This is a genomic window from Streptomyces sp. NPDC021080 (assembly GCF_044333225.1).
GTDB lineage: Bacteria > Actinomycetota > Actinomycetes > Streptomycetales > Streptomycetaceae > Streptomyces.
The window spans coordinates 235,525-260,445 of the sequence record NZ_JBIRQM010000013.1 but is presented as its reverse complement, the minus strand read 5'-3'; the positions used below and the strand labels follow the sequence as shown (position 1 = coordinate 260,445).

Sequence of the window (24,921 nt, the reverse complement as noted above, 5' to 3'; positions counted from 1 at the left end):
GGGGATGAGTGTCGGCACGGGCGGTGCCCAGAGCGCGCTGCGAGCACGGGACGCGCGCGGCACATCCGCGTCCCGGCCCGATGACACCACCGCACCCGGCCCCGGACTCGGCATAGACCCCGACGACCTGCCCGACGGGATCGTCGTCGCCGACGAGAGCGGCCGGGTCGTCTGCTTCAACGCCGCCGCCGCCCGGATCACCGCCGTCCCGGCCGCCGAGGCGCTCGGCCGCCGGCTCGAGGCGGCGCTCCCGCTGGAGGACCTCGAAGGCCGCCGCTGGTGGCAGCTGACCGACCCCTACGGCGGTCTCGCCATCCGCAACGGCCAGCCCGAGCGGAACCTGCTGCTCCCCGGCGGCCGGGAGATCCTCGTCTCCGCGCGCTATGTGCGCACCCACCCCACCGGACCGGTCCGCCGGGTCGTCGTCTGCCTGCGCGACACCGAAGCCCGCCGCCGCACCGAGCGCAGCCACGCCGAACTGATCGCCACGGTCGCCCACGAACTGCGCTCCCCGCTCACCTCCGTCAAGGGCTTCACCGCGACCCTGCTCGCCAAGTGGGAGCGCTTCACCGACGACCAGAAGAAACTGATGCTGGAGACCGTCGACGCCGACGCGAACCGCGTCACCCGGCTCATCGCCGAGCTCCTCGACATCTCCCGCATCGACTCCGGGCGCCTGGAGGTGCGCCGCCAGCCCGTCGACATCGGCGCCGCCGTCGGCCGGCACATCCAGGCCTACGTCGCCTCCGGCCAGCCCGCCGACCGCTTCCTGCTGCGCATCGAGCAGCCCCTGCCCGGTCTGTGGGCCGACCCCGACAAGATCGACCAGGTGCTCAGCAACCTGATCGAAAATGCGGTGCGCCACGGCGAGGGAACCGTCACCATCGACGTGGCACCCTCCACGTCCCCGCGCGAGCGGCCGGACGAGGAGGGCACGGCGAACGCCGTCACGTCGGTCACCGTGAGCGACGAGGGCACCGGAATCCCGGAGGAGTCCATGAACCGCGTCTTCACCCGCTTCTGGCGGGGCAGCAAGCGCGGCGGCACAGGCCTCGGGCTCTACATCGTCAAGGGCATCGTCGAAGCCCACGGCGGGACCATCACGGTCGGCCGCGCCCCCGGCGGGGGCGCCGAGTTCCGATTTACGCTGCCCGTGGGCACCCCGGCGTATCTCCTCTAGCGCCGCACCGGCCCCCACGGGCTCATCCGCACGGGAACACCGCCGGGACGCCCCGTCCTGGTCGGGCCCCCACCCCCGATAGACTCGGCCTTTGGCACCTTTGCGTCCACGCATCTGCGGACGATTCGTCTCCGAGTCGATGACGGGGACCCTCAGCCAGCCAACCGGAAGCACGGGAAGAGATGTCGGCACCTAATAAGTCGTACGACCCTGTAGAGGTCGAGGCCTTGAAACCGGAAGAGATCGAGCGCATGCGGGACGAGGCGCTCGCCGCCTTCGCCGCCGCCGGTGACCTCGACGCGCTCCAGGAGGCCAAGGTCGCCCACACCGGCGGCACCTCCCCGCTGGCCCTCGCCAACCGCGAGATCGGCGCACTGCCCCCGCAGGCCAAGGCCGCGGCGGGCAAGCTCGTCGGCCAGGCCCGGGGCGCCGTGAACAAGGCCCTCACCGCCCGCCAGGGCGAACTGGAGGCCGAGCGGGACGCCCGCGTACTGGTCGAGGAGGCGGTCGACGTCACCCTGCCGTACGACCGTGTACCGTCCGGCGCCCGGCACCCGCTGACCACCATGATGGAGCGGGTCGCGGACGTCTTCGTCTCCATGGGATACGAGGTCGCGGAGGGCCCCGAGGTCGAGGCGGAGTGGTTCAACTTCGACGCCCTGAACTTCACGCCCGACCACCCGGCCCGGCAGATGCAGGACACCTTCTTCGTCCAGGGCCCCGAGGGCACCCACGGCGACGAGTCCGGTGTCGTGCTGCGCACCCACACCTCGCCGGTGCAGGCCCGCGCCCTGCTCGACCGGGAGCCGCCCGTCTACGTCGTGTGCCCCGGCCGCGTCTACCGCACGGACGAGCTCGACGCCACGCACACCCCGGTCTTCCACCAGATCGAGCTGCTGGCCGTCGACGAGGGCCTGACCATGGCCGACCTCAAGGGCACCCTGGACCACATGGTCCAGTCGCTCTTCGGCTCGGACATGAAGACCCGGCTGCGCCCGAACTACTTCCCCTTCACCGAGCCGTCCGCCGAGATGGACATGCTCTGCTACGTCTGCAAGGGCGAGTCCGTCGGCAACCCCGACCGCCCCTGCCGGACCTGCTCCTCCGAGGGCTGGATCGAGCTGGGCGGCTGCGGCATGGTCAACCCGCGGGTGCTCGTCGCCTGTGGCGTCGACCCGGAGAAGTACAGCGGATTCGCCTTCGGGTTCGGCATCGAACGGATGCTGATGTTCCGTCACAACGTTGAAGACATGCGAGACATGGTCGAGGGTGACGTCCGGTTCACCCGGCCGTTCGGGATGGAGATCTGATGCGGGTCCCGCTTTCTTGGCTGCGGGAGTACGTCGACCTGCCGGCGACGGAGACCGGGCGCGACGTCCAGGCCAAGCTCATCTCGGCAGGCCTCGAGGTCGAGACCGTCGAGCAGCTCGGCGCCGACCTCAAGGGTCCCCTGGTCGTCGGCCAGGTGCTCACCATCGAGGAACTGACGGAGTTCAAGAAGCCCATCCGCTTCTGCACCGTCGACGTCGGCACCGCCAACGGCACCGGTGAGCCCCAGGAGATCGTCTGCGGCGCCCGCAACTTCGCCGTCGGCGACAAGGTCGTCGTGGTCCTGCCCGGCGCCGTCCTGCCCGGCGACTTCGCGATCGCCGCGCGCAAGACGTACGGCAAGACCTCGCACGGCATGATCTGCTCCGGCGACGAGCTGGGCATGGGCGACGACGGCAGCGGCGGCATCATCGTGCTGCCGCCGGAGATGGAGCCCGGCACCGACGCGATCGAGCTGCTCCAGCTCGTCGACGAGGTCCTCGACATCGCCGTCACGCCCGACCGCGGCTACGCGCTGTCGATGCGCGGTGTGGCCCGCGAGGCCGCCATCGCCTACGGCCTGCCGCTGCGCGACCCCGCGCTGCTCGACGTACCGGCCCCGAACGCGTTCGGCCACCCGGTGCAGATCGCCGACCCGATGGGCTGCGACCGCTTCACCGCGCGCACGGTGACCGGCCTCGACCCCGACGCCCAGTCCCCGATCTGGCTGCGCCGCCGGCTGCAGAAGGCCGGCATGCGCCCGGTCTCGCTCGCCGTCGACATCACCAACTACGTGATGCTGGAGCTCGGCCAGCCGCTGCACGCCTACGACCGCAACCGGGTCGAGGGCACGATCGGCGTGCGCCGGGCCGAGCAGGGCGAGAAGCTCACCACCCTCGACGGCGTCAAGCGCACGCTCGACGCCGGCGACCTGGTGATCACCGACGACCGCGGCCCCATCGGCCTCGCGGGCGTCATGGGCGGCGCCCACACCGAGATCGACGACACCGAGGGCACCACCACCGAGGTCGTCGTCGAGGCCGCGCACTTCGACCCGATCTCCATCGCGCGCACGGCCCGTCGGCACAAGCTGTCCTCCGAGGCGTCCAAGCGCTTCGAGCGCGGCGCCGACCCGGCGGCCACCTCGGCCGCGGCCCAGCGGACCGTCGACCTCCTCGTGCTCCTCGCGGGCGGCACCGCCGACGCCGGGGTCACCGAGGTGATCGCGCCGTCCGCGCCGCACACCATCACCATCCCGGCGGACCACCCGGACAAGGTGGCCGGTGTCGACTACGGCCGCGAGACCGTCGTCCGCCGTCTCCAGCAGGTCGGCTGCGACGTCTACGGGCAGGACGAGCTGATCGTCACCGTGCCGTCCTGGCGGTCCGACCTGACCGACCCGAACGACCTCGCGGAAGAGGTCATCCGGCTCGAGGGCTACGAGAACCTGCCCTCCACGCTGCCCAAGCCCCCGGCGGGCCTCGGCCTCACCGACCGGCAGCGGCTGCACCGCCGCGTCGGCCGCGCGCTGGCCGGCGCCGGATACGTCGAGGCGCCGAACTACCCGTTCATCGGCGAGCACGTCTTCGACCAGTTCGGCCTCGCCGACGACGACCCGAAGCGTAAGGTCGTCAAGCTGGTCAACCCGCTCTCCGACGAGGAGCCCGCGCTCCGCACCACGCTGCTGCCGGGCCTGCTCCAGGCCCTGCGCCGCAACGACGGACGCGGCAGCCACGACCTGGCGCTCTTCGAGACCGGTCTGGTCTTCCACCCGCGGGAGGAACTGCGGATCGCCGGGCGGCTGCCCGTCGACCGCCGTCCCGCCGACGAGGAGATCGCATCTCTGACGGCCGCGCTCCCCGTCCAGCCCCGGCACGCCGCCGTCGTCCTCGCGGGCGCCCGCGAGCAGGCCGGCTGGTGGGGCAAGGGCCGCCCGGCCGACTGGGCCGACGCGATCGAGGCCGCGCGCGTCCTGGCCCGCGAGTCGGGGACCGAACTCCTCGTCCGCTCCGGCCAGTACGGTCCGTGGCACCCGGGCCGCTGCGCCGAGCTGGCGGTCGTCGTGGACGGCGCGGAGCAGGTCATCGGGTACGCCGGTGAGCTGCACCCCGGTGTCCTGAAGACGCTGGGCCTGCCCGCGCGCACCTGCGCGATGGAGCTGGACCTGGACGCGCTGGAGCGGGCGAGTTCCGGGCACCCCAAGGGCCCGAAGATCTCGACCTTCCCGGTCGCCACGCAGGACGTCGCCCTCGTCGTCGACAAGAGCGTCCCGCACACGGACGTCGAGGCCGCCCTGCACGAGGGCGCGGGTGAACTCCTGGAGTCCATCCGGCTGTTCGACGAGTACGAGAGCGAGCAGCTCGGCGCGGACAAGAAGTCCCTCGCCTACGCGCTGCGGTTCCGTGCCGCCGACCGCACGCTGACCGTCGACGAGGCCTCCGCGGCCCGTGACGCGGCGGTGGCGCTGGCCGCGGAGCGCACGGGAGCGGTGCTGCGCGGAGCCTAGAGGCTCCACCGGGTGTCGCCGGGGAGCCGTGCGCCGTCAGGCGGCCGTGGATCGTTCACGGCCGGACGGCGCGCGGCTCCCCGCCGCCTTTTCCGGGGCCCGCGCCCGCAGGGACACGGCGGTTCCCCCGGCCCGTGCCCGCCCGGGGGGGGCGACAGTTCTCCCGGGCCTCCGCTCGCCTGGGGCCGGCGGTTCCCCGGTCTCCGTCCGTCTGGAGACGGCGGTTTCCCCGGGTCTTCGCCCGCCCGGAGACGGTGGTTCCTCCGGCCCGTGCCCGCCCGAGGGCGACAGTTCTCCCGGGCCTCCGCTCGCCCGGAACCCGCGGTTCCCCCAGTCTCCGGCCGCCCGGAAACCGACGTTTTCCCGGCCTCCGCTCACCTCGGCACGGCGGCTTCCCGGCCTCTGCCTGCATAAATGCGGGTGTGCGAAGACACCTCACTCATTCGGGTGACATGTCCGGGCGACGCCGCCCGGCCCGGCCGGGCGGCGACAGAATCGGAGCGGTCTCTCCGAGGCCGTCTGCGCTGTCCGTGCCTATTGGGGGGCCAATCGGCATGATCCGTATCAAGGCTGGGGCTCCCCGCAGGGCGACGCTCCGGACGCATTCGCGGAACCCGGCCAGGGCGGTCCTCGGACCGCGGCGCCGACGCGACCGGCTGAGGGCCGGATTCGACCGGGCGGTGCGTGGTCGGCGGCCTCGGCTCGGGTTCACCCGGGAGAAGTGCGGCCTCGGCCACCGGGTCCCGCGCACCAACGGCCGGCCGCCACTGCACCGGGCGGTGAACCTGGGGCTGCCCGCGGTCTGGGGCGCGCTGGCGATCTCGTACAAGATGGCCTGTCCGCTCGCGCAGCAGAACGGACTCGGCGCCCGCATCGTCACCAGCGCCGTCTTCCTCGCGGTCGGTGCCGGTCTGATACTCCACGTCAGAAGAACGCTCCTGCGCGAACTCAAACAGATCCGCACCGTCGCCGGGGCCGCACAGAACGTCCTGCTGCGCCCGTTGCCACCGTGCATCGACGGACTGGACTTCGCCGCGGCCCAGCTCTCCGCGGACCACGGCGCGAGCATCGGCGGCGATCTGTACGAGGCGATCGCCACCGAGCACGGCGTGCGGGTCGTGATGGGGGACGTCCGCGGGCACGGACTCGGTGCCATCGGCACCGTCGCCGCCGTCCTCGGCAGCTTCCGCGAGGCAGCCCACGACGAGGCCGAACTCGGCGGTGTCCTCGGAAGACTCGAGCGGGCGCTGGCCCGGCACCTGCGCGAGCGGGACCGGGCCGGACATCCCGGTGCCGAGCCCGACCCCGACAGCCATGTCGCCGAGGAGTTCGTCACCGTCCTGCTGCTGGAGATCCGCGGCGACGGCGAGATGCGCGCCCTCAACTGCGGCCATCCCTGGCCGTATCTGCTCGCCAGGGGCCGCGTCCGGCCCCTCGTCAGCGCCGAACCGCTGCCCCCGCTCGGGCTGTTCCCGCTGCCCGCCCGTCTCCCGGTCGAGTCCTGCGGCCGGCTCCGGCCCGGTGAGGGACTCTTCCTGCACACCGACGGCGCCGAGGACGCGCGGGACGCCCGGGGCCGGTTCTTCCCCCTGCTCCCGGCGCTCGCGGCGGCCGTCCGCGACGGGCCCGTCGTACCGCAGGCCGTGCTCGGCGCGGTGTTCACCGGCCTGCTGCGCCACACCGGCGGCCGGCCCGACGACGACGTGGCTCTCCTGGTGCTGCACAACGACCGCCGGCCCCTCGCTCTGAAACAGGGCCGGGTGTCCCAGCACGTGCCTCGATGAAGGCTCTCCCGCACCCCTTCGGCCGGCACGGGTGACGGCGGCATGCGCTCCTCCGCGTTTTTGGGGGGACGACCGGCCACGGGACCCACACCCGGACGACCGGAGTCCCGCGGTCGCCCCGGCCGGCCGGCTCTGCCGTCCGCCCGGCCACGGAGTGTCGGGCAGGCGGCCGGGCGGACGGCGCGGAGCGGGCCGCCGTACTGTACGAGGGGGAGCCGGCGGCCCGGCCGGCCTCTTGCGAGGCATATCAGTCAACCGGTGCGAAACCCTCCGCGACAGCGCGCGCACGGTGCGGATACGGGCATTCCCAACACACCCCGTGTGAAAGGGGACGCACTACTCTCTCTGGTGCGGTCGGGCGCGGCCCGCGCGACCGGCGCCGTCGGCAACGAGCCACTCGGGGGGCCTCCCATGCAGCCCAACACTCTGCTCGACGCGATCCTCGACGAGGCGGGCATCTCGCACGCCGGACTCGCCGCCCACGTCAACCAGGCGGGACGGGCCCGCGGTCTCGCCCTGCGCTACGAACACACCGCCGTGGCACGGTGGCTGAAGGGCCAGCGGCCGCGCGGCCAGGTGCCCGACCTGATCTGCGAGGTGCTCGCCGGGCGACTGCACCGGCCCGTCACGCTCGACGACATCGGCCTCGGGGTCCCCGGCGAGCCCTCCGCCCCGCACGCCGGCTCGCTCTCCGGCTTCGTCGAACGCGCCACCGCGCTGTGGCGCTCCGACGAACAGCAGCGCCCGCACATCCTCGGCGCCCCGGCCGTCACCGGAACCCCCGCCGTGATGCCCGTGTGGGAGTGGGAGAACCCGCCCGAGGACGTGGACGTCTCCCGCGGCGGCCGCCACCGGGTCAGCATGGCCGACATCGAGATGCTGCGCGCGGCCCGGGCCCACTACGAGCAGATGTACCGCAAGGCCGGGGGCATAGCGACCCGTACCCGGATCGTCGGCTTCCTCAACTCCGAGACCGCGCCCCTGCTGCGCGGCAGCTACACCGACGCCACCGGCCGGCAACTCCACCGTGCCACGGGCGGGCTGGTGGCCATCGCGGGCATCTGCGCCTACGACTCCGACGCGCACGGACTCGCCCAGCGCTACTTCCACCAGGCGCTGCGCCTGGCGAAGGCCAGCAACGACAGGGGACTCGGGGCGTACGTCATAGCTCTGCTGGTCAACCAGTCGCTGTTCATGCGCGAGTACCGGCAGGCGGTCGCCTTCGCCGAGGCCGCGCTGCGCGCCGCGGGGCGCCAGATCACCCCGGCCCTCGCCTCCGACCTCTACGCCATGCAGGCCAAGGCGTACGCCCACCTCGGCGACGGCAGCAGCGCGCTGTCCTGCATACGGCGTGCCGAGCAGGCCGCCGAGCGCATCCGGCGCGGTTACGAGCCCGACGAGACCGGCTATGTCCAGCCGGGACTGGTCAACGTACAGGTGGCGGAGGCACTGCTCAGCCTCGGTGACCTGGTGGCCGCCGCGGAGCACGCCGCCGCCGCGGTCGACACTCCGGCGCACGACCGGGGGCGCGTGCACCGGCTGGCCATGCTCAGCCAGATCGAACTGCGCCAGGGCAACGCCGACAAGGCGGTGGCGACGGCCGTGCAGATGGCGGAGCAGGCGCGCGGGATGGAGTCCCAGCGGCTGCGCGACAGACTGCGCGCGGTGCGCGAACACCTGGTGCGCAGCGGCTGCGCGGGCACGACCGAGGCCGCTGAACTCATCGACGGTGCCCTGCGCGTACCGCTGTAGGAAGCGGCCGGACGAGCCGTTTCACCCGCCGGGCCGAGGCGTCGGGGCACGAGCGGCGCCACGACGCGGGCGCCCCTCACGCCCGGTCGTGTTCACCGCCACCGTGCTGCGCCCCGACCCCAGTGAGCCCTGCTGCCGGGACGCCGCTGCTGCGATATTGCCTTCACTCGGCGGAAGGTGGCAGAACCGTGCAGTGGACGAAACAGAACGAACAAACTGTGTATGAAAACCGCTGGTTCAGCGTCAATCTCGCGGATGTGAAGCTGCCGGACGGGCGGCATATCGATCACTTCCTGATACGGCTGCGGCCCGTCGCCGTCGCCACGGTGGTGAACGAGGCCAACGAGGTGCTGCTGCTGTGGCGGCACCGGTTCATCACCGACAGCTGGGGATGGGAGCTTCCGGCGGGCGTCGTGGAGGACGGCGAGGACATCGCCGTGGCGGCGGCCCGTGAACTGGAGGAGGAGACCGGGTGGCGGCCGGGGCCCCTCAGGCATCTGATGAGTGTCGAGCCCTCGAACGGGCTCACCGACGCCCGGCATCACATCTACTGGGCGGACGAGGGCGCTTACATCGGACACCCCGTGGACGACTTCGAGTCCGACCGCCGGGAATGGGTCTCCCTGAAACTCGTCCCCGACATGGTCGCCCGGGGCGAGGTCCCGGCCGCCAACATGGCGGCCGCACTGCTCCTCCTGCACCATCTCAGGCTCGGGCAGGACGCGTTGCCCTGATCATCCCCCGGCGTCCCGGGCCTCAGCGGCCCAGAGCCTGCCACACGGCCACGGCCAGTGCGCCCACGGCCGCGACGACGGCGACGGCGGGCAGGGGCCAGCGGGTGTGTTCGAGGGCGACGATCCGTGTGCTGAGGTCGTCGAGGTCCTTGGCCGTCTGGTCGTCGCGCTGGGTGAGCAGCGCCAGTCCGCCCTCGATGCGGGTGAACCCCACTTCGAGCGACCGGCGTAACTCCGCGATCTCCTTGGGGGCCGCGGGATGCTCGGGGTCGGCGGTCACGAGTCCGCTCCTTTCCGTGGTCGGCACATCCCTGTGTCTGCGTACGGAAAGTCAACTCGCCTGGTGGGCAGGTGGGGAGCGTGTGCGCCGGGCATATGCGGGCCCGGCCCGCACACGGCGTGTGAACGACGCGGGCCCGGCACCGTGGAAGGCGCCGGGCCCGTGCGGACTCCGTTGGGCGGAGCGGGCGTTCGGCCCGCGTCCGGCCGGTCAGCCGTAGGTGTAGAAGCCGGAGCCCGTCTTGCGGCCGAGGCGGCCGGCGTCGACCATGCGCTGGAGCAGCGGGGGAGCGGCGTACAGCGGCTCCTTGTACTCCTCGTACATCGAGTACGCGACCGAGGCCACCGTGTCCAGACCGATCAGGTCGGACAGCTTGAGCGGGCCCATCGGGTGGGCGCAGCCCATCTCCATGCCGTTGTCGATGTCCTCGCGGCTCGCCATGCCCGACTCGAACATCCGGATCGCGGACAGGAGGTACGGGATCAGCAGCGCGTTGACGACGAAGCCCGAGCGGTCCTGGGCGCGGATCGCCTGCTTGCCGAGCACCTTCTCGGCGAACAGCTGGGCGCGGCCGACGGTGCCCTCGGAGGTGGTCAGCGCCGGGATCAGCTCGACGAGCTGCTGCACCGGGGCCGGGTTGAAGAAGTGGATGCCGATGACCTGGTCGGGACGCGAGGTCGCGACGGCCAGCTTCACCAGCGGGATCGAGGAGGTGTTGGAGGCCAGGATCGCGTCCGGCCTGGTCACCACCTGGTCGAGCACCTGGAAGATCTCGGTCTTCACCTGCTCGTTCTCGACGACGGCCTCGATCACCAGGTCGCGGTCGGCGAACTCGCCGAGGTCCGTGGTGAAGCTCAGCCGGTCCTGGGTGGCCTTGAGCTCCTCCTCGGAGATCTTTCCGCGCCCGGCCGCCTTGGCGAGGGAGGAGAAGAGCCGGGTCCGGCCGATCTCCAGGGCTTCGCCGGTGGTCTCGGCGACCTTCACGTCCAGTCCGGCGCGGGCGCACACCTCGGCAATGCCCGCTCCCATCTGGCCGCAGCCCACCACTCCGACGCGCTCGATGTCGGTCACATCGTCCCCTTCGCTGATCCGTACGGCCTGGCAGGTCGTCCGTTGTTCGGTCCCTGCTCCGAACGTGCACGTTACTCCCAAGTATCGATGATCGATCGCCGGGGTGGTGCATGCTGGGGCGATATGTTCTGTAATCGGATGAATTCACGACGTAGGGGGTGCGGGCATGGGGCGACTGCCACGCCGGACGTTCACGGCGGCCGCGCTCGCGGCACTGGCGGGGCCGGGTACGGCGGGGGACACCGCGGCCGCCCGGGACGCGGTCGCACCGCACGGGGCGGCGGCCCCGCGCGCCCTGCGGGGCATGTGGCTCGCGACCGCCTCGAACCGTGACTGGCCCTCCCGCACCGGCCTGAGCCCCGCACGCCAGCGCGCCGAACTCCTCGGCCATCTGGACACGGCGGTACGCCTGCGCCTCAACACCGTGTTCTTCCAGGTCCGCCCCGCCGCCGACGCGCTGTGGCCCTCGCCGTACGAGCCGTGGTCCCGCTACCTGACCGGCGTCCAGGGCCGGGATCCCGGCTGGGACCCGCTGCGCACCGCGGTGCGCGAGGCCCACGCGCGCGGCCTGGAGCTGCACGCCTGGTTCAACCCGTACCGCGTCTCGGGACAGCCGGACCCCGGCAGACTCGCCCCCTCGCATCCCGCGCGGCTCCACCCGGACTGGACCGTGCGCTACGGCGGGAAGCTCTACTACAACCCGGGACTGCCCCCGGTCCGTACGTTCGTCCTGGCCGCGATGCTCGACGCGGTACGCCGGTACCCGGTCGACGGCGTGCACTGGGACGACTACTTCTATCCGTACCCGGTGCGCGGCGAGCGCTTCGACGACGATGCCGCGTACGCCGAGCACGGCGCGGGCTTCCCCGACAGGGCGGCCTGGCGGCGCCACAACATCGACCGGCTGGTGCTGGAGATGGCGGCGGGCGTCAAGAAGGTCCGCCCCGGGGTCCGCTTCGGGATCAGCCCCTTCGGCGTCTGGCGCAACGGGTCGACCGACCCGCTCGGCTCACCGACCCGGGCCGGCGTCGAGACGTACGACGACCTGTACGCCGACACCAGGAAGTGGGTCACGGAGCACTGGGTGGACTACATCTGCCCCCAGCTGTACTGGAACATCGGCTTCGCCGCCGCCGACTACGCGCTGCTGCTGCCCTGGTGGGCGCAGGTCGCCCGGGGCACGGGCGTGCAGCTGTACGCGGGCGAGGCGCTGTACAAGGCGGGCGACCCGGCGCAGCCCGCGGCCTGGCAGGACCCGGCCGAGCTCTCCCGGCACCTCACCCTCGCCCGCCGCCACACCGAGGTGCGCGGCCATGTCTTCTTCGCGGCCTCGGAGGCGGGCGCCGACCGGATCGGCGCGATGGCGCGCGTCGTCGCCGACCACTACCGGCAGCCGGCGAAGCCCTCGCGCTGAGAGCCCGCCGGCGTCCGTCCGCTCCTGCCCTGTCGTCCTGCTTCGGCATGTCCCGGTGGTCGTCCTACTTCGGCATGTCCCGGTGGCGGATCTCGGAGTCGGGCCCCGGCGAGCACACGGCCTCGTGACCGTCCTCGAACCGCACGCGGTAGGGGGGAGAGCCTTCCGCTCCCATGACCTCGGTGATCTCCGCGACCTTGTCGTGCTGGCCGACGGTCCTGCCGTGCTGTACCAGCTGGTCGCCTTTGGTTGCGTGCATCTGAACAGTCTCCTCGTCCGTACGGGAGCAACGGTTCGTGATTTCGGGGCCGGCGCCCGGGGCGCGGGCCGGCCGGGCCCGTGCGCGCGCGTCAGCCCCGTGCCCGCTGGGTCAGAGCGATGCAGACGAGGACGGCGGCTGCTGTCAGGGGTGCCGCCGGGGTGAGCCGCTCGCCCAGGAGCAGTACCGACCACACCAGTGTGAGCAGCGGCTGGGCCAGCTGCAACTGGCTGGCTTTGGGAATCCCGATCGACGCCATCCCCCGGTACCAGACGACCAGGCCGAGGAACTGCGAACCGGCCGCGACCCACAGCAGCCCGGTCAGGCTGTGCGCCGTCAGGTGCACCGGTTCGTACGACAGCGCGAGCAGCGCGCCCGGAACGCTCAGCGGCAGGCACAGGACCAGGGCCCAGCCGATGACCTGCCAGCCCGGCATCACCCGGGCCAGCCGGCCGCCCTCGGTGTAGCCCGCCGCGCAGATCAGCAGGGCCCCGAAGAGGTAGGCGTCCGCGCCGGTGAGGGCACCGCCGCTCTGCTGCACGGTGAACGCGATCACGGCCGCCGCACCCGCGCAGGCCGCGATCCAGAACGTCCGCGACGGCCGCGCGCCGGTGCGCAGCGCCGAGAACAGCGCCGTCGTCAGCGGCAGCAGCCCGACCACGACGGCCGCGTGGGCCGTGGTCGAGGTCCGCAGGGCGAGGGTCGTCAGGAGCGGGAAGCCGAGGACGACACCGGCGGCGACCACGGCGAGGCCCGCCAGATGCCGCCGGGCCGGCCGGGGGACCCGCAGCGCCAGCAGGCAGCCGCCCGCGAGAACCGCCGCGAGGACGCAGCGCACCGTCACCAGCGACCAGGGGCCGAAGCCCGTGAGGCCCCAGGCGGTCGCGGGAAAGGTGAGGGAGAAGGCGGTGACCCCCAGGGCCGCCTGAAGGGTGCCCGAGCGGCGGTCCGCCGGAGCGGGGCTCCGGGGAGCGGTGGCGGCCGGGGGCTCGACGTCGGTGCTGACCGCTATCCCGGTCCGGTCGATAGCGCTACTCTGTGCTCTCATGCAAGAGCGTAGCAGTGTGGGTGATCTGGCGGACAGCTTGCGGAAAGAGCTCGACCGCTACTCTCCCGGTGGAAAGCTGCCGTCCAGCCGGGCACTCGTCGAGCGGTTCCGCGTGAGCCCGGTGACCGTGTCACGGGCGCTGGCGCAGCTGGCCGCCGAGGGCCTCGTCGTCACCCGGCCCGGTGCGGGCGCCTTCCGGGCCCGGCCCCGGCCCGCCGTCGCCTCCACCGGGGACACGTCCTGGCAGGAGATCGCGCTCAGCGCGGACGTGGCCACCGAGGCCGTCCCCCGTACCGTGGACGCCTCCGGGGTGCTCGTCTCGCTGGCCGCGCCGCCTCCCGGCGTCGTCGAGTTCAACGGCGGCTATCTGCACCCCTCGCTCCAGCCGGAGCGGGCGATGGGCGCGGCCCTCTCCCGGGCGGGCCGCCGCCCCGGTGCCTGGTCCCGGCCGCCCATGGAGGGACTGCCCGAACTGCGCGAGTGGTTCGCCCGCGGCATCGGCGGGGCGATCGGCGCCGCCGAGGTACTGGTCGCGGCGGGCGGCCAGAGCGCCCTGACGACCGCCCTGCGCGCCCTCGCGCCGCCCGGTGCCCCGGTCCTGGTCGAGTCGCCCACGTACCCGGGCATGCTGGCCATCGCCCGTGCCGCAGGCCTCCGCCCCGTCCCGGTCCCGGTCGACCCCGACGGGGTGAAGCCCGAGCTGCTGGCCGACGCCTTCCGGGCGACCGGTGCCCGGGTGTTCGTCTGCCAGCCGCTGTTCCAGAATCCGACCGGCGCCGTGCTCGCGCCGGAGCGGCGCGGCGAGGTGCTGCGCATCGCGCGGGACGCCGGGGCCTTCGTCGTCGAGGACGACTTCGTGCGCCGCCTGGTGCACGAGGACGCCGGCCCGCTGCCGCGTCCGCTGGCCGCCGAGGACCCCGACGGAGTCGTGGTGCACGTCGGTTCGCTGACCAAGGCGACCTCGCCGAGCTTCAGGGTCAGTGCCCTGGCGGCACGCGGTCCGGTGCTGGAGCGGCTGCGCGCCATCCAGGTCGTCGACACCTTCTTCGTGCCGCGCCCGCTCCAGGAGGCCGCGCTCGAACTCGTCGGCTCGCCCGCCTGGCCGCGTCATCTGCGCACTGTTTCGGCCGAGTTGAAGGCCCGGCGCGACACCATGACCGCCGCGCTGCGGCTGCGGCTCCCCGAACTCGCCCTGCCCCACATCCCGTTCGGCGGCTACCACCTGTGGGCCCGGCTGCCCGACGGAACCGACGAGTCCGCGTTCACCGCCGCCGCACTGCGCGCGGGCGTGGCGGTGACTCCGGGCCGCCCCTACTACAGCGCCGAACCCCCGGCCGCGCAGATCCGGTTGAGCTTCGCGGCGGTGGCGGGGACGCAGGAGATCACGGAGGGCGTACGACGGCTGGCGGCGGCCTACGAAGAGGTACGGACCTGAGCGGACGCGACCGGGCTCCGCGCCGCCGGGGGCGCGGGGTCGCGCCGGGGGGAAGGCCGGACCCGGGGCGTCCGCACAGCGGGTGCACAGACCGGCCGTCGATGTCCCGTGCATATTCGGACACCCTCTGTAACACCCTTGACCTGTGGAGGCCGGCGTTCCACGATCTGCGCATGCATCTTCGGGTCACGTTCGTCGCCGCAGCGCGAAGCTCCGCGCTGCTGGCGGAGCGCTTCGAGGACGACCGGCCGCTGGACCAGGCGGGATGGGAAGAAGCGCAGCGCGCCGCCGCGGGACTGCTGCCGTTGGCGGCGGCCGAGCTGCGCTACTGCGCGCCGACACCCCGCAGCCGGGCCACCGGTGACGTCCTCGGCTACGCCCCGCTGGTCCAGCTCGCGCTGCGTGACTGCGACATGGGCCGCTGGCGGGGCTTCACCCTGGGCGAGGCCATGGCCCGTGAGCCCGAGGCCGTGGACTCCTGGCTGTCCGATCCGCGCTCCACACCCCACGGCGGTGAGAGCCTGCTGGCCTTCATCGCCCGGGTCGGCGCCTGGCTCGACACCCGGCCGGGGGAGGACGGCGGCAGCATCGTCGCGGTGGCCGAGCCGTCGGTCGTGCGGGCCGCGCTGGTCTACGCGTTGAAGGCGCCGCCGCAGACGTACTGGAACATCGATGTCCGCCCCCTGTCGGCGATCACCGTGACGGGCCGGGCGGGCCGCTGGAACCTGCGCGTCGACGGGGCGCCTGTTCAGCTCGGTCGCGTGTAGCCGGTGGTGACCGGTCGCGTGTAGCCGGTGGTGAGCACCAGATCCTTCGCGGGCCCCCGTACCCGCCACACGGACCGCCAGTGGTTCTCGTCCCGGACGGTGAACTCGCCCCGGTAGAGGTCCGCCGAGCACGGGTGATCGGCGACCCAGCGTCCGCTCGACAGGTCCAGGTCGTGGAACGGGCGGCCGTCGGAGAACCGTACGAGAGCGGTCCCCGGGCCGTGGCCCGGCAGGAACCGCAGGGTCCGCTCGGCGGGCCGCGCGACGCCCTGCCACACGAACGTGCCCGACTCCCGGTGCAGCAGCCCGGAGCCGTCCAGCGGATCGAACACGGTCGTGCCGGTGAAGTGCCCCTCGGCGCCGCTCGCGAGGTCGCGCACGGTGCGCTCGACGCGCCAGCTTCCGCCCAAGTACGTCAGCACGTCCTCCACCGGCCAGAACTCGCCCATGCCGTCCCGGTCTCCGTCCCGTTCGATGCGGCGCGCCCCGTCGACGCGCTCCGGCCTCCCTCTATCCTGCCGTCCGCGTCGCCGGCCGATGACCGTGGCCTCGGACAGGGTGTCATCGGCGCGCCCGGAGGACCGGGCGCCGGTGACGCGTCCCGGGGATCCGGGGATCAGACGGCGGGGTCCGCCGCGAGGTGCTCTCCGACGGGCGGCAGCCCGCGCTCGCCGAACACCTTCTTCGCGACCAGGGTCGCGTTGATCGCCTTCGGTATGCCGCAGTAGACGGCGGAGTGCAGCAGCGCCTCGACGATCTCCTCCGGGGAGAGCCCCACGTTCAGCGACGCGTTGACGTGCACCTCCAGCTGGGGCTCGCAGCCGCCGAGCGCGGTCAGCATGCCGAGGGTGACCAGCTGGCGGTCGCGCGGGGCGAGTCCGGGCCGGTCGTAGATGTCGCCGAAGGCCCAGGCGACGATCTGGTGGCCCAGTTCCGGGTTGATGTCCCCGAGCGCGGCGACCACCCGCCGGCCGGCCTCGCCGTCCACCTGGTCGAGGACCTTCATGCCGTGCTCGAAACGCTCCTCGCGGGTGGTGGACCCGGTGCTGTTCACGGTGTCGCTCATGTCCGGTCGTCCGATCCCGGCCGCTCCAGCAGCCGTTCGTAGTGGTCGATCTTGTCGTCGAGGACGGACGCGTTGCGGCGCAGTGCGCGGATCCGTTCCTCGAGGCCGGCGCTGTGCTCCCGCAGCATCGCCAGCCGCTCGGGGACCGTCGCGTCGCCCCGCGAGCGCAGCTCGGCGAACCTCCGTACGTCCGCGATCGGCATGCCGGTCTCCCGCAGCCGGATCAGGAACTCCAGCCAGGCGAGGTCCGCCGCCCGGTAGCGCCGCTGGTTCCCGGTGGTGCGGCCCACCCGTTCGATCAGACCGGCCTTCTCGTAGTACCGCAGCGTGTCGTGCGTGAGGCCGGTGCGTTCGACGACCTGAGCGATCGTGAGGGTCGGTTCCGCGGTGCGGGGGAGGGGCTGTCCGCTGCTCATGAGGAAACCGTAGAACCTGGAGCGCACTCCAGGTCAAGCGCCGCCGGAACCGCGTCCGGAGCCGGGGCGGCGAGTGTCCTGCGGGAGCCGGACGGAAACCGCCCCGCGATCGTCGAGCCGGGCGCGGAGCCGGTGGGGGAGAAGCCGTGCGGCGTCAGGTCCGGAGGGAGGGAGAGGTGGCGCGGAGCAGGTGGGGGCGAGACGTTTGCGGAGCAGGTCAGGAGCTGCGGCGGGGCCTGCCGCGCTTCGCGCCGCCCTTCGGGCCGCCGGTGCCGCCCCGGGAGTTCTTGGCCGTGGCCCTGCCGCCGCCCTTGCCGGGCGCGGGCTTGCGCCGGGCGCCGCCGCCCGAGTCCGACTTCCGGGGAGCCGACTTGGCGGACTTCGCGGCGCCCCGGTCCTTCTGCTGCCCCGCGGGCGGGGTCTGGGAGCGCCCGCGCGTGCTGTTGGCCGTGCGTCCGCGCACGATGCCGATGAAGTCCTCGACCATGTCGGTCGTCCGCTCCTCGGGCCAGGCCAGCGCGACACGTGACTCGGGGGCGTCCGTGACCGTCCGGTAGGTGAGGTCCTTGCGGTGGTGGAGCCGGGCGAGGGACTGCGGGACGATCACGACCCCGATGCCCGCCGCGACGAGCTCCACGGCGTCCGCGGTCGCGGCGGGCCGCTCCAGCGCGGGCCTGCCCGGCAGGCGCTCCCAGTCCAGCGGGTCGTCGAGGGGGTGCAGCACGATGTCGTCGGCGAGGTCCTCGCCCGAGACCTGCTCGACCGCCGTCACGATGTGGTCCTTGGGGACCACGACGACCGTCGTCTCGGTGTAGAGGGGGATCGCGCTCAGGCCGGCCCCGTCGACCGGCAGCCGGACGAAGCCCGCGTCGGCGTCGCCGCGCCGCAGGACGTCGTACACCTCGGAGGCGGACACCGGGACGAGGGCCAGGGGCACGTCGGGCAGCCGCTCGTTCCAGATCCGTACCCACTTCGAGGGCGTCACCCCGGGAACGTAGGCGAGCCTGAACGAGGGGGATGCTTCGGAGCCGGTCACCACGTCAGATTACCCGGCGTGGCCCCGGCGCCGTACCGGCGATGGTCGGCGGGGGCCCGCGCGCTCGATACCCTTGACCCCATGAGTTCGCACCAGACCGCCCAGACGATGAAGCCCGCCACCGCGGCGAAGAAGCTGGGTGTGTACCTCGAGGCCACCCCCGCCGAGTTCCAGGAGGGTGTCGTCTCCCGTGCCGAGCTGAACGCCCTGCAGACCGACCCGCCCGCGTGGCTCCAGGAGCTGCGCCGCACCGGCCCGCACCCGCGGCCGGTCGTCGCCGCCAAGCTCGGCGTCTCCATCGCGGGACTCGCCCGCGGTGGCGTCAGCGAGGCCCTCACCACCGAGCAGATCGAGGCGCTGAAGACGGAGGACCCCGAGTGGCTGCGGCGTGAGCGCGCCACCCAGGCGGAGGTCCGCAAGGAGGCGGTACGCATCAAGCAGAAGAACGAGGAGCGGGACGCGAAGCGTTCCTGACCCGAGGAGCCCGGGAATCCCGTCCGCGCACCAGTGCGCGGACGGCGATGGCACGGGCGTTCCTCCGGGGTTCTCTGGAGACAGGGGTGCCGCACGACTCGTGCGGCACCCCTTCCTTCGTACGGGGGGCCTGATTGCATCGTTGCATAAACGTGCAGGGAAACGTATAGTCATGCCATCCAAGAGGAGGGTTCCATGGCGATGCGTGCGGCGGTGGCGGGAGCGAGTGGGTACGCGGGCGGGGAACTGCTGCGCCTGCTCCTGGCGCACCCCGAGATCGAGATCGGCACCCTGACCGGCAACTCCAACGCGGGTCGGCGGCTCGGGGAGATCCAGCCCCATCTGCTGCCGCTCGCGGACCGCGTGCTCACGGGGACCACCGCGGAGGCGCTGCGCGGTCACGACGTCGTGTTCCTCGCGCTGCCCCACGGGCAGTCCGCCGAGGTCGCCGAGCAGCTGGGCCCCGAGGTCCTCGTGGTCGACATGGGCGCCGACTTCCGGCTGAAGGACCCGGCGGACTGGGAGCGGTTCTACGGTTCCGCCCACGCCGGGACCTGGCCCTACGGCCTCCCCGAACTGCCGGGTGCCCGCGCCGCGCTGGAGGGGTCCAAGCGCATCGCGGTACCCGGTTGCTACCCGACGGCCGCCTCGCTGGCCCTCTTCCCCGCGTACGCGGCGGGGCTGGCGGAGGCCGAGGCCGTGATCGTCGCCGCCTCCGGCACCTCGGGCGCCGGCAAGGCCCCCAAGGCGCACCTGCTCGGCAGCGAGGTCATGGGGTCGATGAGCCCGTACGGCGTCGGCGGCGTCCACCGGCACACCCCGGAGATGATCCAGAACCTCACCGCCGCGGCCGGGGAGCCCGTCACCGTCTCCTTCACCCCCACCCTCGCGCCCATGCCCCGCGGCATCCTCGCCACCTGCAGCGCCAAGGCGAAGCCGGGAGCCACCGCCGAGTCCGTCCGGGCCGCCTACGAGAAGGCCTTCGCCGACGAGCCCTTCGTCCACCTCCTTCCCGAGGGACAGTGGCCGGCCACGGCGTCCGTCTACGGTTCCAACGCCGTTCAGGTCCAGGTCGCGTACGACGCCGCCGCGCACCGCATCATCGCGATCAGCGCCATCGACAACCTCACCAAGGGCACCGCGGGCGGTGCCGTCCAGAGCATGAACCTCGCCCTCGGCCTCCCCGAGGACCTGGGGCTTTCCACGATCGGAGTCGCACCGTGAGTGTCACGGCAGCACAGGGATTCACCGCGTCCGGCGTCGCCGCCGGGATCAAGGCGAACGGCAACCCGGACCTGGCCCTCGTGGTCAACACCGGGCCCCGCCGCGCCGCCGCGGGCGTCTTCACCTCCAACCGTGTGAAGGCCGCGCCGGTCCTGTGGTCGGAACAAGTGCTCAAGAGCGGCGAGTTGAACGCGGTCGTCCTCAACTCGGGCGGTGCCAACGCCTGTACGGGCCCCAAGGGCTTCCAGGACACCCACGCCACCGCCGAGAAGGTCGCCGAGGCGCTCGGGGACATCGGCGCGGGCAGCGTCGCCGTGTGCTCGACGGGTCTCATCGGTGTGCTGCTGCCCATGGACAAGCTGCTTCCGGGCGTCGACCTGGCCGTGGCCCGACTCGGCCCGCACGGCGGCGAGAAGGCTGCCATCGCCATCAAGACGACCGACACCGTGCACAAGACCTCGGTCGTGACCGGGAACGGCTGGACGGTCGGCGGCATGGCCAAGGGCGCCGGCATGCTCGCCCCCGGCCTGGCCACCATGCTGGTCGTGCTGACCACCGACGCGGACGTGGACAGCGCGGACCTGGACCGGGCGCTGCGCGCGGCCACCCGCACCACCTTCGACCGCGTCGACTCCGACGGCTGCATGTCCACCAACGACACCGTGCTGCTGCTCGCCTCCGGAGCCAGCGAAGTCACCCCGGACCGGGCGGAGTTCGCCGAGGCGGTCCGCGCGGTCTGCGACGACCTCGGACAGCAGCTCATCCGGGACGCCGAAGGGGCCAGCAAGGACATCAAGGTCGAGGTGATCAACGCCGCGAGCGAGGACGACGCCGTCGAGGTGGGTCGCTCGATCGCCCGCAACAACCTCCTCAAGTGCGCGATCCACGGCGAGGACCCCAACTGGGGCCGCGTCCTGTCCGCGATCGGCACCACCAGGGCCGCCTTCGAACCGGACCGGCTCAACGTCGCCATCAACGGCGTGTGGGTCTGCAAGAACGGCGGGGTCGGCGAGGACCGCGATCTCGTCGACATGCGCTTCCGCGAGGTCCACATCGTCGCCGACCTCGCCGCCGGCGACGCGACCGCCACGATCTGGACCAACGACCTCACCGCCGACTACGTCCACGAGAACAGCGCGTACAGCTCATGAGCAATGTGACCCGCAAGCACACCGCGCTGCCCAAGGCGCAGATCCTCATCGAGGCGCTGCCCTGGCTGACCCGGCACCGCGGCAAGACCGTCGTCGTCAAGTTCGGCGGCAACGCCATGATCGACGCCGAGCTGAAGGCCGCCTTCGCCCAGGACATCGTCTTCCTGCACCACGCGGGCCTCAAGCCGGTCGTCGTGCACGGCGGCGGTCCGCAGATCAGCGCGGCCCTCGACCGGCACGGCATCGTCAGCGAGTTCAGGGCGGGCCTGCGCGTCACCACCGAGGAGGCGATGGACGTCGTCCGCATGGTGCTGGCCGGACAGGTCCAGCGCGAGCTGGTCGGACTGCTCAACGAGCACGGACCGCTCGCCGTCGGTCTCACCGGCGAGGACGCGCACACCATCACCGCCACCAGGCACCAGCCCAGGATCGACGGGGAGTTGGTCGACATCGGGCGGGTGGGCGAGATCACCGCGATCGACACGGGCGCGATCGAGGCCCTGCTCGCCGACGGCCGCATCCCGGTCGTCTCCTCGATCGCCCGGAGCCAGGACGACGGACATGTCTACAACGTCAATGCCGATACGGCGGCTGCGGCACTCGCCGCCGCACTGGACGCCGAGACCCTCATGGTCCTCACGGACGTCGAGGGACTGTACGAGGACTGGCCGAACAGCGACGAGGTGATCAGCCGCCTCACCGCCTCCCAGCTGGAGAAGCTGCTTCCCGAGCTGGCCAGCGGCATGGTGCCGAAGATGGAGGGGTGTCTGCACGCCGTGCGCAACGGCGTCACCACCGCCCGTGTCATCGACGGCCGGGTCCAGCACTCGATCCTGCTGGAGATCTTCACCGACGAAGGAATCGGCACGATGGTCGTGCCGGACGACGAGGAAGCGGGGGACGCCGAATGACCGGCAGCGCGACGAACGCGGAGCTCACCCAGCGGTGGCAGGGCGCGCTCATGGACAACTACGGCACCCCGCGACTGCCGCTCGTCCGCGGTGCCGGCACGAAGCTGTGGGACGCCGACGGCAACGAGTACCTCGACTTCGTCGGCGGCATCGCGGTCAACGCCCTCGGCCACGGCCACCCCGCGATCGTCGAGGCCGTGAGCCGGCAGATCGCCTCCCTCGGCCACGTCTCCAACCTCTTCATCGCCGAACCGCCCGTCGCCCTCGCCGAACGGCTGCTCCAGCTCTTCGGCCGCGAGGGCCGGGTGTACTTCTGCAACTCGGGAGCCGAGGCCAACGAGGGCGCGTTCAAGATCGGCCGGCTGACCGGCCGGACCCACATGGTCGCCACCACCGGCGGCTTCCACGGAAGGACCATGGGCGCCCTCGCGCTCACCGGCCAGCCCGCCAAGCAGGAGCCCTTCCTGCCACTGCCCGGCGACGTCACGCACGTCCCGTACGGCGACGCGCAGGCCCTCGCCGAGGCGGTCACCGAGGACACCGCACTGGTGATCATCGAGCCGATCCAGGGCGAGAACGGCGTGGTCGTACCGCCTCCCGGCTATCTGAAGGCGGCCCGGGCCATCACCGCGGCCCACGGCGCCCTGCTCGTCCTGGACGAGGTGCAGACCGGTATCGGCCGCACCGGCCACTGGTTCGAGTACCAGGCCCACGAAGGCGTCCTGCCCGACGTCGTCACGCTCGCCAAGGGCCTCGGCGGCGGACTGCCGCTCGGCGCCACCGTCGCCTTCGGCCGTGCCGCCGCGCTGCTGGAGCCGGGCCAGCACGGCACGACCTTCGGCGGCAACCCGGTCGTCTGCGCCGCCGGACTCGCCGTGCTCGACACGATCGAGTCCGAGGGCCTCCTGGAGAACGTCAAGCGCGCCGGCGAGAAGCTGCGGGACGGGATCGAGGGGCTCGGCGACGGTTCCGGCCATCCGCTGATCGACCATGTCCGGGGTGCGGGGCTGCTCCTGGGTATCGTGCTCACCGAGCCGCTCGCGCCCCAGGTGCAGAAGGCGGCTCAGGACGCCGGTCTCCTGGTGAACGCGCCCGCCCCCGATGTCGTACGGCTGATGCCGCCGCTGAACCTCGGCGACGACGAGGTGGACGCGTTCCTCCGGGCCCTTCCCGGCATCCTCGACGCAGCCAACGGGGACGGGTGATCCCGGGAAATGGGACGACGACGATGAGTCAGGCGCAGGACCACGAGCACGCAGGGCCTGCCGTGCCGCAGACCCGCACCGCACGCCACCGCCGGATCGTGGACATCCTCAACCGGCAACCGGTGCGCTCGCAGAGCCAGTTGGCGAAGCTCCTCGCCGACGACGGGCTGAACGTCACCCAGGCGACGCTCTCCCGGGACCTCGACGAGCTGAACGCGGTGAAGATCCGCAACAACGACGGCGACCTCATCTACGCGGTGCCCAGCGAGGGCGGTTTCCGCACCCCGCGCGCGCCGCTGGGGGAGTCGGCGAAGGAGGAGCGGATGCGCCGGCTCTCCTCGGAGCTGCTGATCTCCGCGGAGGCCTCGGCCAATCTCGTGGTCCTGCGCACCCCGCCGGGCGCAGCGCAGTTCCTCGCCTCGGCGATCGACCAGGCGGAACTGCACGACGTCCTGGGCACGATCGCGGGGGACGACACCCTGATGCTGATCAGCCGTGATCCGACGGGCGGTCAGGCGCTGGCCGATCATCTGCTGCGGCTGGCCCAGAAGGACCACTGACCCGTACGACGGTGGGGCGCACCCCGGAGCGGGGTGCGCCCCACCGTCGTACGCCCCGGAAAGGGCTCCGGGAGCGAGGACACGGGTGCGGGCGCCGGAGGTGAGGACGGTGCCGGTCATCCCAGGCGCTGGGCGAGGCCTCCCGTGCATCTGACCTCGTTGCCCGCGGTGATGAGCAGCGCCTCCACGTCGGGGAGCGATTCCAGCCAGTCCAGGCCCGCCCGCGAGCCCATCGCGAAGGCCGCGGTCGCCCAGGCGTCCACCCAGGTCAGCCGGGGGCCCACCACGGTCACGGCCAGCAGGTCGGTGACCGCCGGTTTCCCGGTGCGCGGGTCGACGATATGGGCGCCGCGTTCGGCGGTGCCCGAGGTCGCGACGGCCAGCCGGTCGACGCCGGCCGCGGAGATCACCGCGGCGAGCGCGCCGGGACGGAGCGGGTCGGACACGCCCACCCGCCAGGGGCGGTGCGGTCCGGGGACGCCGCAGAGCTGGACGTCACCGCCGCCGTTGACGCTCACTCCGCTCGCCCCGGCCGCGGTGAGGTGCCGGGCGGCGTGCTCCGCCGCCCAGCCCTTCACGATCCCCGTGGGATCGAGCCGCCCCTCGTAGCGCGTGCTGAACCAGCCGTCGCTGACCCGTTCGGCCTCGGCGCCCAGGTCGAGGACCTCGGCGACCTCCGGATCGCACTCCTCGACGGTGAGCTCCCCGCGGACCAGCCGGGAGATCTGGCTGTCCTCGCGGTAGGTGCTGAACACCTCGTCCACGCGGTGCAGTCGGGCGACGGCCTCCTCCAACGCCGTCCGCACGGCATCGGGTTCGCCGCCGCGCACGTCGAAGGAGAAGACGGTGCCCATCACTTCCTCGGCGTGGCGCAGCTCCTGCGGTGCGTCCTGCCCGGGCTCAGACACCGGCCTTGTCCAGGGCCGACTGCAGGGACTTCTTGTAGCCCTCGCTGGTGTAGGTCGCGCCGGAGACGCTGTCGATCTGGGCGCTGCCCGCCGCGACGGCCTCCTGGTTGAGCTTGGGCACCGCGAGCGCGGTCTTCTGGTCGCTGGTCCCGCCCTTGGGGGCCTGGACCGCCTCGGCCTTGGTGATCTTCTTGCCGCTGAGGGTGAGCCGGACCTGTACCGGACCGTACTGGGTGTCGGACACGGTTCCCGTGACGACCCGCGCCTGCGCGGCCGGGGGCGCGGAGGCCTTGCCCGAGGACCCGGAGGAGCCCGACGCGCCGCCCGCGGTCTTCGCCTTGTCCAGGGCCGACTGCAGGGACTTCTTGTAGCCCTCGCTGGTGTAGGTCGCGCCGGAGACGCTGTCGATCTGGGCGCTGCCCGCCGCGACGG

Annotated in this window: 25 protein-coding genes; 15 read left to right on the top strand and 10 right to left on the bottom strand. The window is 72.6% G+C overall.

Features of this window, described 5'->3' with window-relative positions:
* Nucleotides 1-4: 4 nt before the first annotated feature.
* The 6 genes from ACH4S8_RS30370 to ACH4S8_RS30345 all read left to right on the top strand — a co-directional run bounded on the left by ACH4S8_RS30370 (nucleotide 5) and on the right by ACH4S8_RS30345 (nucleotide 9,264).
* Nucleotides 5-1,180 carry an ATP-binding protein gene (locus ACH4S8_RS30370; RefSeq protein WP_398399600.1) on the top strand — a complete coding sequence of 392 codons (1,176 nt, stop codon included), beginning with the start codon at nucleotides 5-7 and terminating at the stop codon, nucleotides 1,178-1,180.
* Between the two features lie 182 nt (nucleotides 1,181-1,362).
* The gene (gene pheS, locus ACH4S8_RS30365; protein WP_398399598.1) at nucleotides 1,363-2,490 is read left to right on the top strand and encodes a phenylalanine--tRNA ligase subunit alpha; all 1,128 of its coding nucleotides are present in this window, start codon (nucleotides 1,363-1,365) and stop codon (nucleotides 2,488-2,490) included.
* On the top strand, nucleotides 2,490-4,994 hold the full coding sequence (pheT, locus tag ACH4S8_RS30360) for a phenylalanine--tRNA ligase subunit beta (protein ID WP_398399596.1): 2,505 nt from the start codon (nucleotides 2,490-2,492) through the stop codon (nucleotides 4,992-4,994). The genes pheS and pheT overlap by 1 nt, the downstream gene beginning before the upstream one ends.
* 830 nt (nucleotides 4,995-5,824) lie before the next feature.
* A complete protein-coding gene (locus ACH4S8_RS30355) occupies nucleotides 5,825-6,778 on the top strand; it encodes a PP2C family protein-serine/threonine phosphatase (protein WP_398399748.1) in 954 nt (317 codons plus the stop codon).
* Between the two features lie 411 nt (nucleotides 6,779-7,189).
* Entirely contained in the window at nucleotides 7,190-8,530 is a 1,341-nt protein-coding gene (locus ACH4S8_RS30350; protein ID WP_398399594.1) for a transcriptional regulator, read from the top strand.
* Nucleotides 8,531-8,718: 188 nt separating this feature from the next.
* Complete coding sequence (locus ACH4S8_RS30345; protein ID WP_398399592.1) at nucleotides 8,719-9,264, top strand: NUDIX hydrolase; 546 nt, start codon at nucleotides 8,719-8,721, stop codon at nucleotides 9,262-9,264.
* 22 nt (nucleotides 9,265-9,286) lie between these two features.
* On the opposite strand, the gene ACH4S8_RS30340 is transcribed toward ACH4S8_RS30345, so the two are convergent.
* Together ACH4S8_RS30340 and ACH4S8_RS30335 are read right to left on the bottom strand one after the other, a co-directional pair.
* The gene (locus ACH4S8_RS30340; RefSeq protein ID WP_398399590.1) at nucleotides 9,287-9,544 is read right to left on the bottom strand and encodes a hypothetical protein; all 258 of its coding nucleotides are present in this window, start codon (nucleotides 9,542-9,544) and stop codon (nucleotides 9,287-9,289) included.
* Nucleotides 9,545-9,754: 210 nt separating this feature from the next.
* Nucleotides 9,755-10,615: a 3-hydroxybutyryl-CoA dehydrogenase gene (locus ACH4S8_RS30335; RefSeq protein ID WP_398399588.1), complete on the bottom strand. Its 861-nt coding sequence runs from the start codon at nucleotides 10,613-10,615 to the stop codon at nucleotides 9,755-9,757.
* A 166-nt stretch (nucleotides 10,616-10,781) separates the two neighbouring features.
* Between ACH4S8_RS30335 and ACH4S8_RS30330 the strand changes: the two genes are divergently transcribed.
* Nucleotides 10,782-12,029: a glycoside hydrolase family 10 protein gene (locus ACH4S8_RS30330; protein ID WP_398399586.1), complete on the top strand. Its 1,248-nt coding sequence runs from the start codon at nucleotides 10,782-10,784 to the stop codon at nucleotides 12,027-12,029.
* A 64-nt stretch (nucleotides 12,030-12,093) separates the two neighbouring features.
* Here the strand turns inward: ACH4S8_RS30330 and ACH4S8_RS30325 are convergent, their stop codons facing one another.
* Together ACH4S8_RS30325 and ACH4S8_RS30320 are read right to left on the bottom strand one after the other, a co-directional pair.
* Entirely contained in the window at nucleotides 12,094-12,288 is a 195-nt protein-coding gene (locus tag ACH4S8_RS30325; protein WP_398399584.1) for a DUF1918 domain-containing protein, read from the bottom strand.
* A gap of 91 nt (nucleotides 12,289-12,379) precedes the next feature.
* Entirely contained in the window at nucleotides 12,380-13,336 is a 957-nt protein-coding gene (locus tag ACH4S8_RS30320; RefSeq protein ID WP_398399582.1) for a DMT family transporter, read from the bottom strand.
* Between ACH4S8_RS30320 and ACH4S8_RS30315 the strand changes: the two genes are divergently transcribed.
* Nucleotides 13,335-14,771, top strand: a complete 1,437-nt coding sequence (locus ACH4S8_RS30315) for a PLP-dependent aminotransferase family protein (protein WP_398399580.1) — start codon at nucleotides 13,335-13,337, stop codon at nucleotides 14,769-14,771. The two genes, ACH4S8_RS30320 and ACH4S8_RS30315, sit on opposite strands and share 2 nt — an antisense overlap.
* Nucleotides 14,772-14,944: 173 nt before the next feature.
* Nucleotides 14,945-15,538: a histidine phosphatase family protein gene (locus ACH4S8_RS30310; RefSeq protein ID WP_398399578.1), complete on the top strand. Its 594-nt coding sequence runs from the start codon at nucleotides 14,945-14,947 to the stop codon at nucleotides 15,536-15,538.
* Here ACH4S8_RS30310 and ACH4S8_RS30305 read toward each other — a convergent pair.
* The 4 genes from ACH4S8_RS30305 to ACH4S8_RS30290 form a co-directional block, all read right to left on the bottom strand.
* Nucleotides 15,520-15,987 carry a DUF6314 family protein gene (locus ACH4S8_RS30305; RefSeq protein ID WP_398399576.1) on the bottom strand — a complete coding sequence of 156 codons (468 nt, stop codon included), beginning with the start codon at nucleotides 15,985-15,987 and terminating at the stop codon, nucleotides 15,520-15,522. The two genes, ACH4S8_RS30310 and ACH4S8_RS30305, sit on opposite strands and share 19 nt — an antisense overlap.
* A 167-nt stretch (nucleotides 15,988-16,154) precedes the next feature.
* Nucleotides 16,155-16,604, bottom strand: a complete 450-nt coding sequence (locus ACH4S8_RS30300) for a carboxymuconolactone decarboxylase family protein (RefSeq protein WP_398399574.1) — start codon at nucleotides 16,602-16,604, stop codon at nucleotides 16,155-16,157.
* Nucleotides 16,601-17,020, bottom strand: coding sequence for a MerR family transcriptional regulator (locus ACH4S8_RS30295; protein WP_398399572.1), 420 nt, complete (start codon nucleotides 17,018-17,020; stop codon nucleotides 16,601-16,603). Before ACH4S8_RS30295 ends, ACH4S8_RS30300 begins: the two co-directional genes overlap by 4 nt.
* A 217-nt stretch (nucleotides 17,021-17,237) precedes the next feature.
* Nucleotides 17,238-18,056: a LysR family substrate-binding domain-containing protein gene (locus ACH4S8_RS30290; protein ID WP_398399570.1), complete on the bottom strand. Its 819-nt coding sequence runs from the start codon at nucleotides 18,054-18,056 to the stop codon at nucleotides 17,238-17,240.
* A gap of 81 nt (nucleotides 18,057-18,137) precedes the next feature.
* Between ACH4S8_RS30290 and ACH4S8_RS30285 the strand changes: the two genes are divergently transcribed.
* From ACH4S8_RS30285 to ACH4S8_RS30260, 6 genes are all read left to right on the top strand, one after another.
* Nucleotides 18,138-18,530, top strand: a complete 393-nt coding sequence (locus ACH4S8_RS30285; protein WP_398399568.1) for a DUF5997 family protein — start codon at nucleotides 18,138-18,140, stop codon at nucleotides 18,528-18,530.
* A gap of 195 nt (nucleotides 18,531-18,725) precedes the next feature.
* On the top strand, nucleotides 18,726-19,754 hold the full coding sequence (argC, locus tag ACH4S8_RS30280) for an N-acetyl-gamma-glutamyl-phosphate reductase (protein WP_398399566.1): 1,029 nt from the start codon (nucleotides 18,726-18,728) through the stop codon (nucleotides 19,752-19,754).
* Nucleotides 19,751-20,905: a bifunctional glutamate N-acetyltransferase/amino-acid acetyltransferase ArgJ gene (gene argJ, locus ACH4S8_RS30275; protein WP_398399564.1), complete on the top strand. Its 1,155-nt coding sequence runs from the start codon at nucleotides 19,751-19,753 to the stop codon at nucleotides 20,903-20,905. The genes argC and argJ overlap by 4 nt, the downstream gene beginning before the upstream one ends.
* Nucleotides 20,902-21,816, top strand: coding sequence for an acetylglutamate kinase (argB, locus tag ACH4S8_RS30270; protein ID WP_398399562.1), 915 nt, complete (start codon nucleotides 20,902-20,904; stop codon nucleotides 21,814-21,816). The genes argJ and argB overlap by 4 nt, the downstream gene beginning before the upstream one ends.
* Nucleotides 21,813-23,021 (top strand): acetylornithine transaminase, encoded by a 1,209-nt coding sequence (locus ACH4S8_RS30265; RefSeq protein WP_398399560.1) that lies wholly within the window; start codon nucleotides 21,813-21,815, stop codon nucleotides 23,019-23,021. Before argB ends, ACH4S8_RS30265 begins: the two co-directional genes overlap by 4 nt.
* Nucleotides 23,022-23,044: 23 nt before the next feature.
* Nucleotides 23,045-23,581: an arginine repressor gene (locus ACH4S8_RS30260; RefSeq protein ID WP_398399558.1), complete on the top strand. Its 537-nt coding sequence runs from the start codon at nucleotides 23,045-23,047 to the stop codon at nucleotides 23,579-23,581.
* A 116-nt stretch (nucleotides 23,582-23,697) separates the two neighbouring features.
* Here ACH4S8_RS30260 and ACH4S8_RS30255 read toward each other — a convergent pair whose 3' ends face one another.
* Both ACH4S8_RS30255 and ACH4S8_RS30250 read right to left on the bottom strand, forming a co-directional pair.
* The gene (locus ACH4S8_RS30255) at nucleotides 23,698-24,435 is read right to left on the bottom strand and encodes an FAD:protein FMN transferase (RefSeq protein ID WP_398399746.1); all 738 of its coding nucleotides are present in this window, start codon (nucleotides 24,433-24,435) and stop codon (nucleotides 23,698-23,700) included.
* A 46-nt stretch (nucleotides 24,436-24,481) separates the two neighbouring features.
* Nucleotides 24,482-24,921 (bottom strand): FMN-binding protein (locus ACH4S8_RS30250; protein WP_398399556.1); only part of this gene is annotated, 440 nt, incomplete at its 5' end.

What these genes read in the sequence shown, in the direction of transcription:
- ACH4S8_RS30370 (WP_398399600.1), top strand. Translation starts at nt 5, where the DNA reads ATGAGTGTCGGCACGGGCGGTGCCCAGAGCGCGCTGCGAGCACGGGAC.
- pheS (WP_398399598.1), top strand. Translation starts at nt 1,363, where the DNA reads ATGTCGGCACCTAATAAGTCGTACGACCCTGTAGAGGTCGAGGCCTTG.
- pheT (WP_398399596.1), top strand. Translation starts at nt 2,490, where the DNA reads ATGCGGGTCCCGCTTTCTTGGCTGCGGGAGTACGTCGACCTGCCGGCG.
- ACH4S8_RS30355 (WP_398399748.1), top strand. Translation starts at nt 5,825, where the DNA reads ATGGCCTGTCCGCTCGCGCAGCAGAACGGACTCGGCGCCCGCATCGTC.
- ACH4S8_RS30350 (WP_398399594.1), top strand. Translation starts at nt 7,190, where the DNA reads ATGCAGCCCAACACTCTGCTCGACGCGATCCTCGACGAGGCGGGCATC.
- ACH4S8_RS30330 (WP_398399586.1), top strand. Translation starts at nt 10,782, where the DNA reads ATGGGGCGACTGCCACGCCGGACGTTCACGGCGGCCGCGCTCGCGGCA.
- ACH4S8_RS30325 (WP_398399584.1), bottom strand. Translation starts at nt 12,288, where the DNA reads ATGCACGCAACCAAAGGCGACCAGCTGGTACAGCACGGCAGGACCGTC.
- ACH4S8_RS30315 (WP_398399580.1), top strand. Translation starts at nt 13,335, where the DNA reads ATGCAAGAGCGTAGCAGTGTGGGTGATCTGGCGGACAGCTTGCGGAAA.
- ACH4S8_RS30320 (WP_398399582.1), bottom strand. Translation starts at nt 13,336, where the DNA reads ATGAGAGCACAGAGTAGCGCTATCGACCGGACCGGGATAGCGGTCAGC.
- ACH4S8_RS30310 (WP_398399578.1), top strand. Translation starts at nt 14,945, where the DNA reads ATGCATCTTCGGGTCACGTTCGTCGCCGCAGCGCGAAGCTCCGCGCTG.
- ACH4S8_RS30305 (WP_398399576.1), bottom strand. Translation starts at nt 15,987, where the DNA reads ATGGGCGAGTTCTGGCCGGTGGAGGACGTGCTGACGTACTTGGGCGGA.
- ACH4S8_RS30300 (WP_398399574.1), bottom strand. Translation starts at nt 16,604, where the DNA reads ATGAGCGACACCGTGAACAGCACCGGGTCCACCACCCGCGAGGAGCGT.
- ACH4S8_RS30295 (WP_398399572.1), bottom strand. Translation starts at nt 17,020, where the DNA reads ATGAGCAGCGGACAGCCCCTCCCCCGCACCGCGGAACCGACCCTCACG.
- ACH4S8_RS30285 (WP_398399568.1), top strand. Translation starts at nt 18,138, where the DNA reads ATGAGTTCGCACCAGACCGCCCAGACGATGAAGCCCGCCACCGCGGCG.
- argC (WP_398399566.1), top strand. Translation starts at nt 18,726, where the DNA reads ATGGCGATGCGTGCGGCGGTGGCGGGAGCGAGTGGGTACGCGGGCGGG.
- argB (WP_398399562.1), top strand. Translation starts at nt 20,902, where the DNA reads ATGAGCAATGTGACCCGCAAGCACACCGCGCTGCCCAAGGCGCAGATC.
- ACH4S8_RS30265 (WP_398399560.1), top strand. Translation starts at nt 21,813, where the DNA reads ATGACCGGCAGCGCGACGAACGCGGAGCTCACCCAGCGGTGGCAGGGC.
- ACH4S8_RS30260 (WP_398399558.1), top strand. Translation starts at nt 23,045, where the DNA reads ATGAGTCAGGCGCAGGACCACGAGCACGCAGGGCCTGCCGTGCCGCAG.
- ACH4S8_RS30255 (WP_398399746.1), bottom strand. Translation starts at nt 24,435, where the DNA reads ATGGGCACCGTCTTCTCCTTCGACGTGCGCGGCGGCGAACCCGATGCC.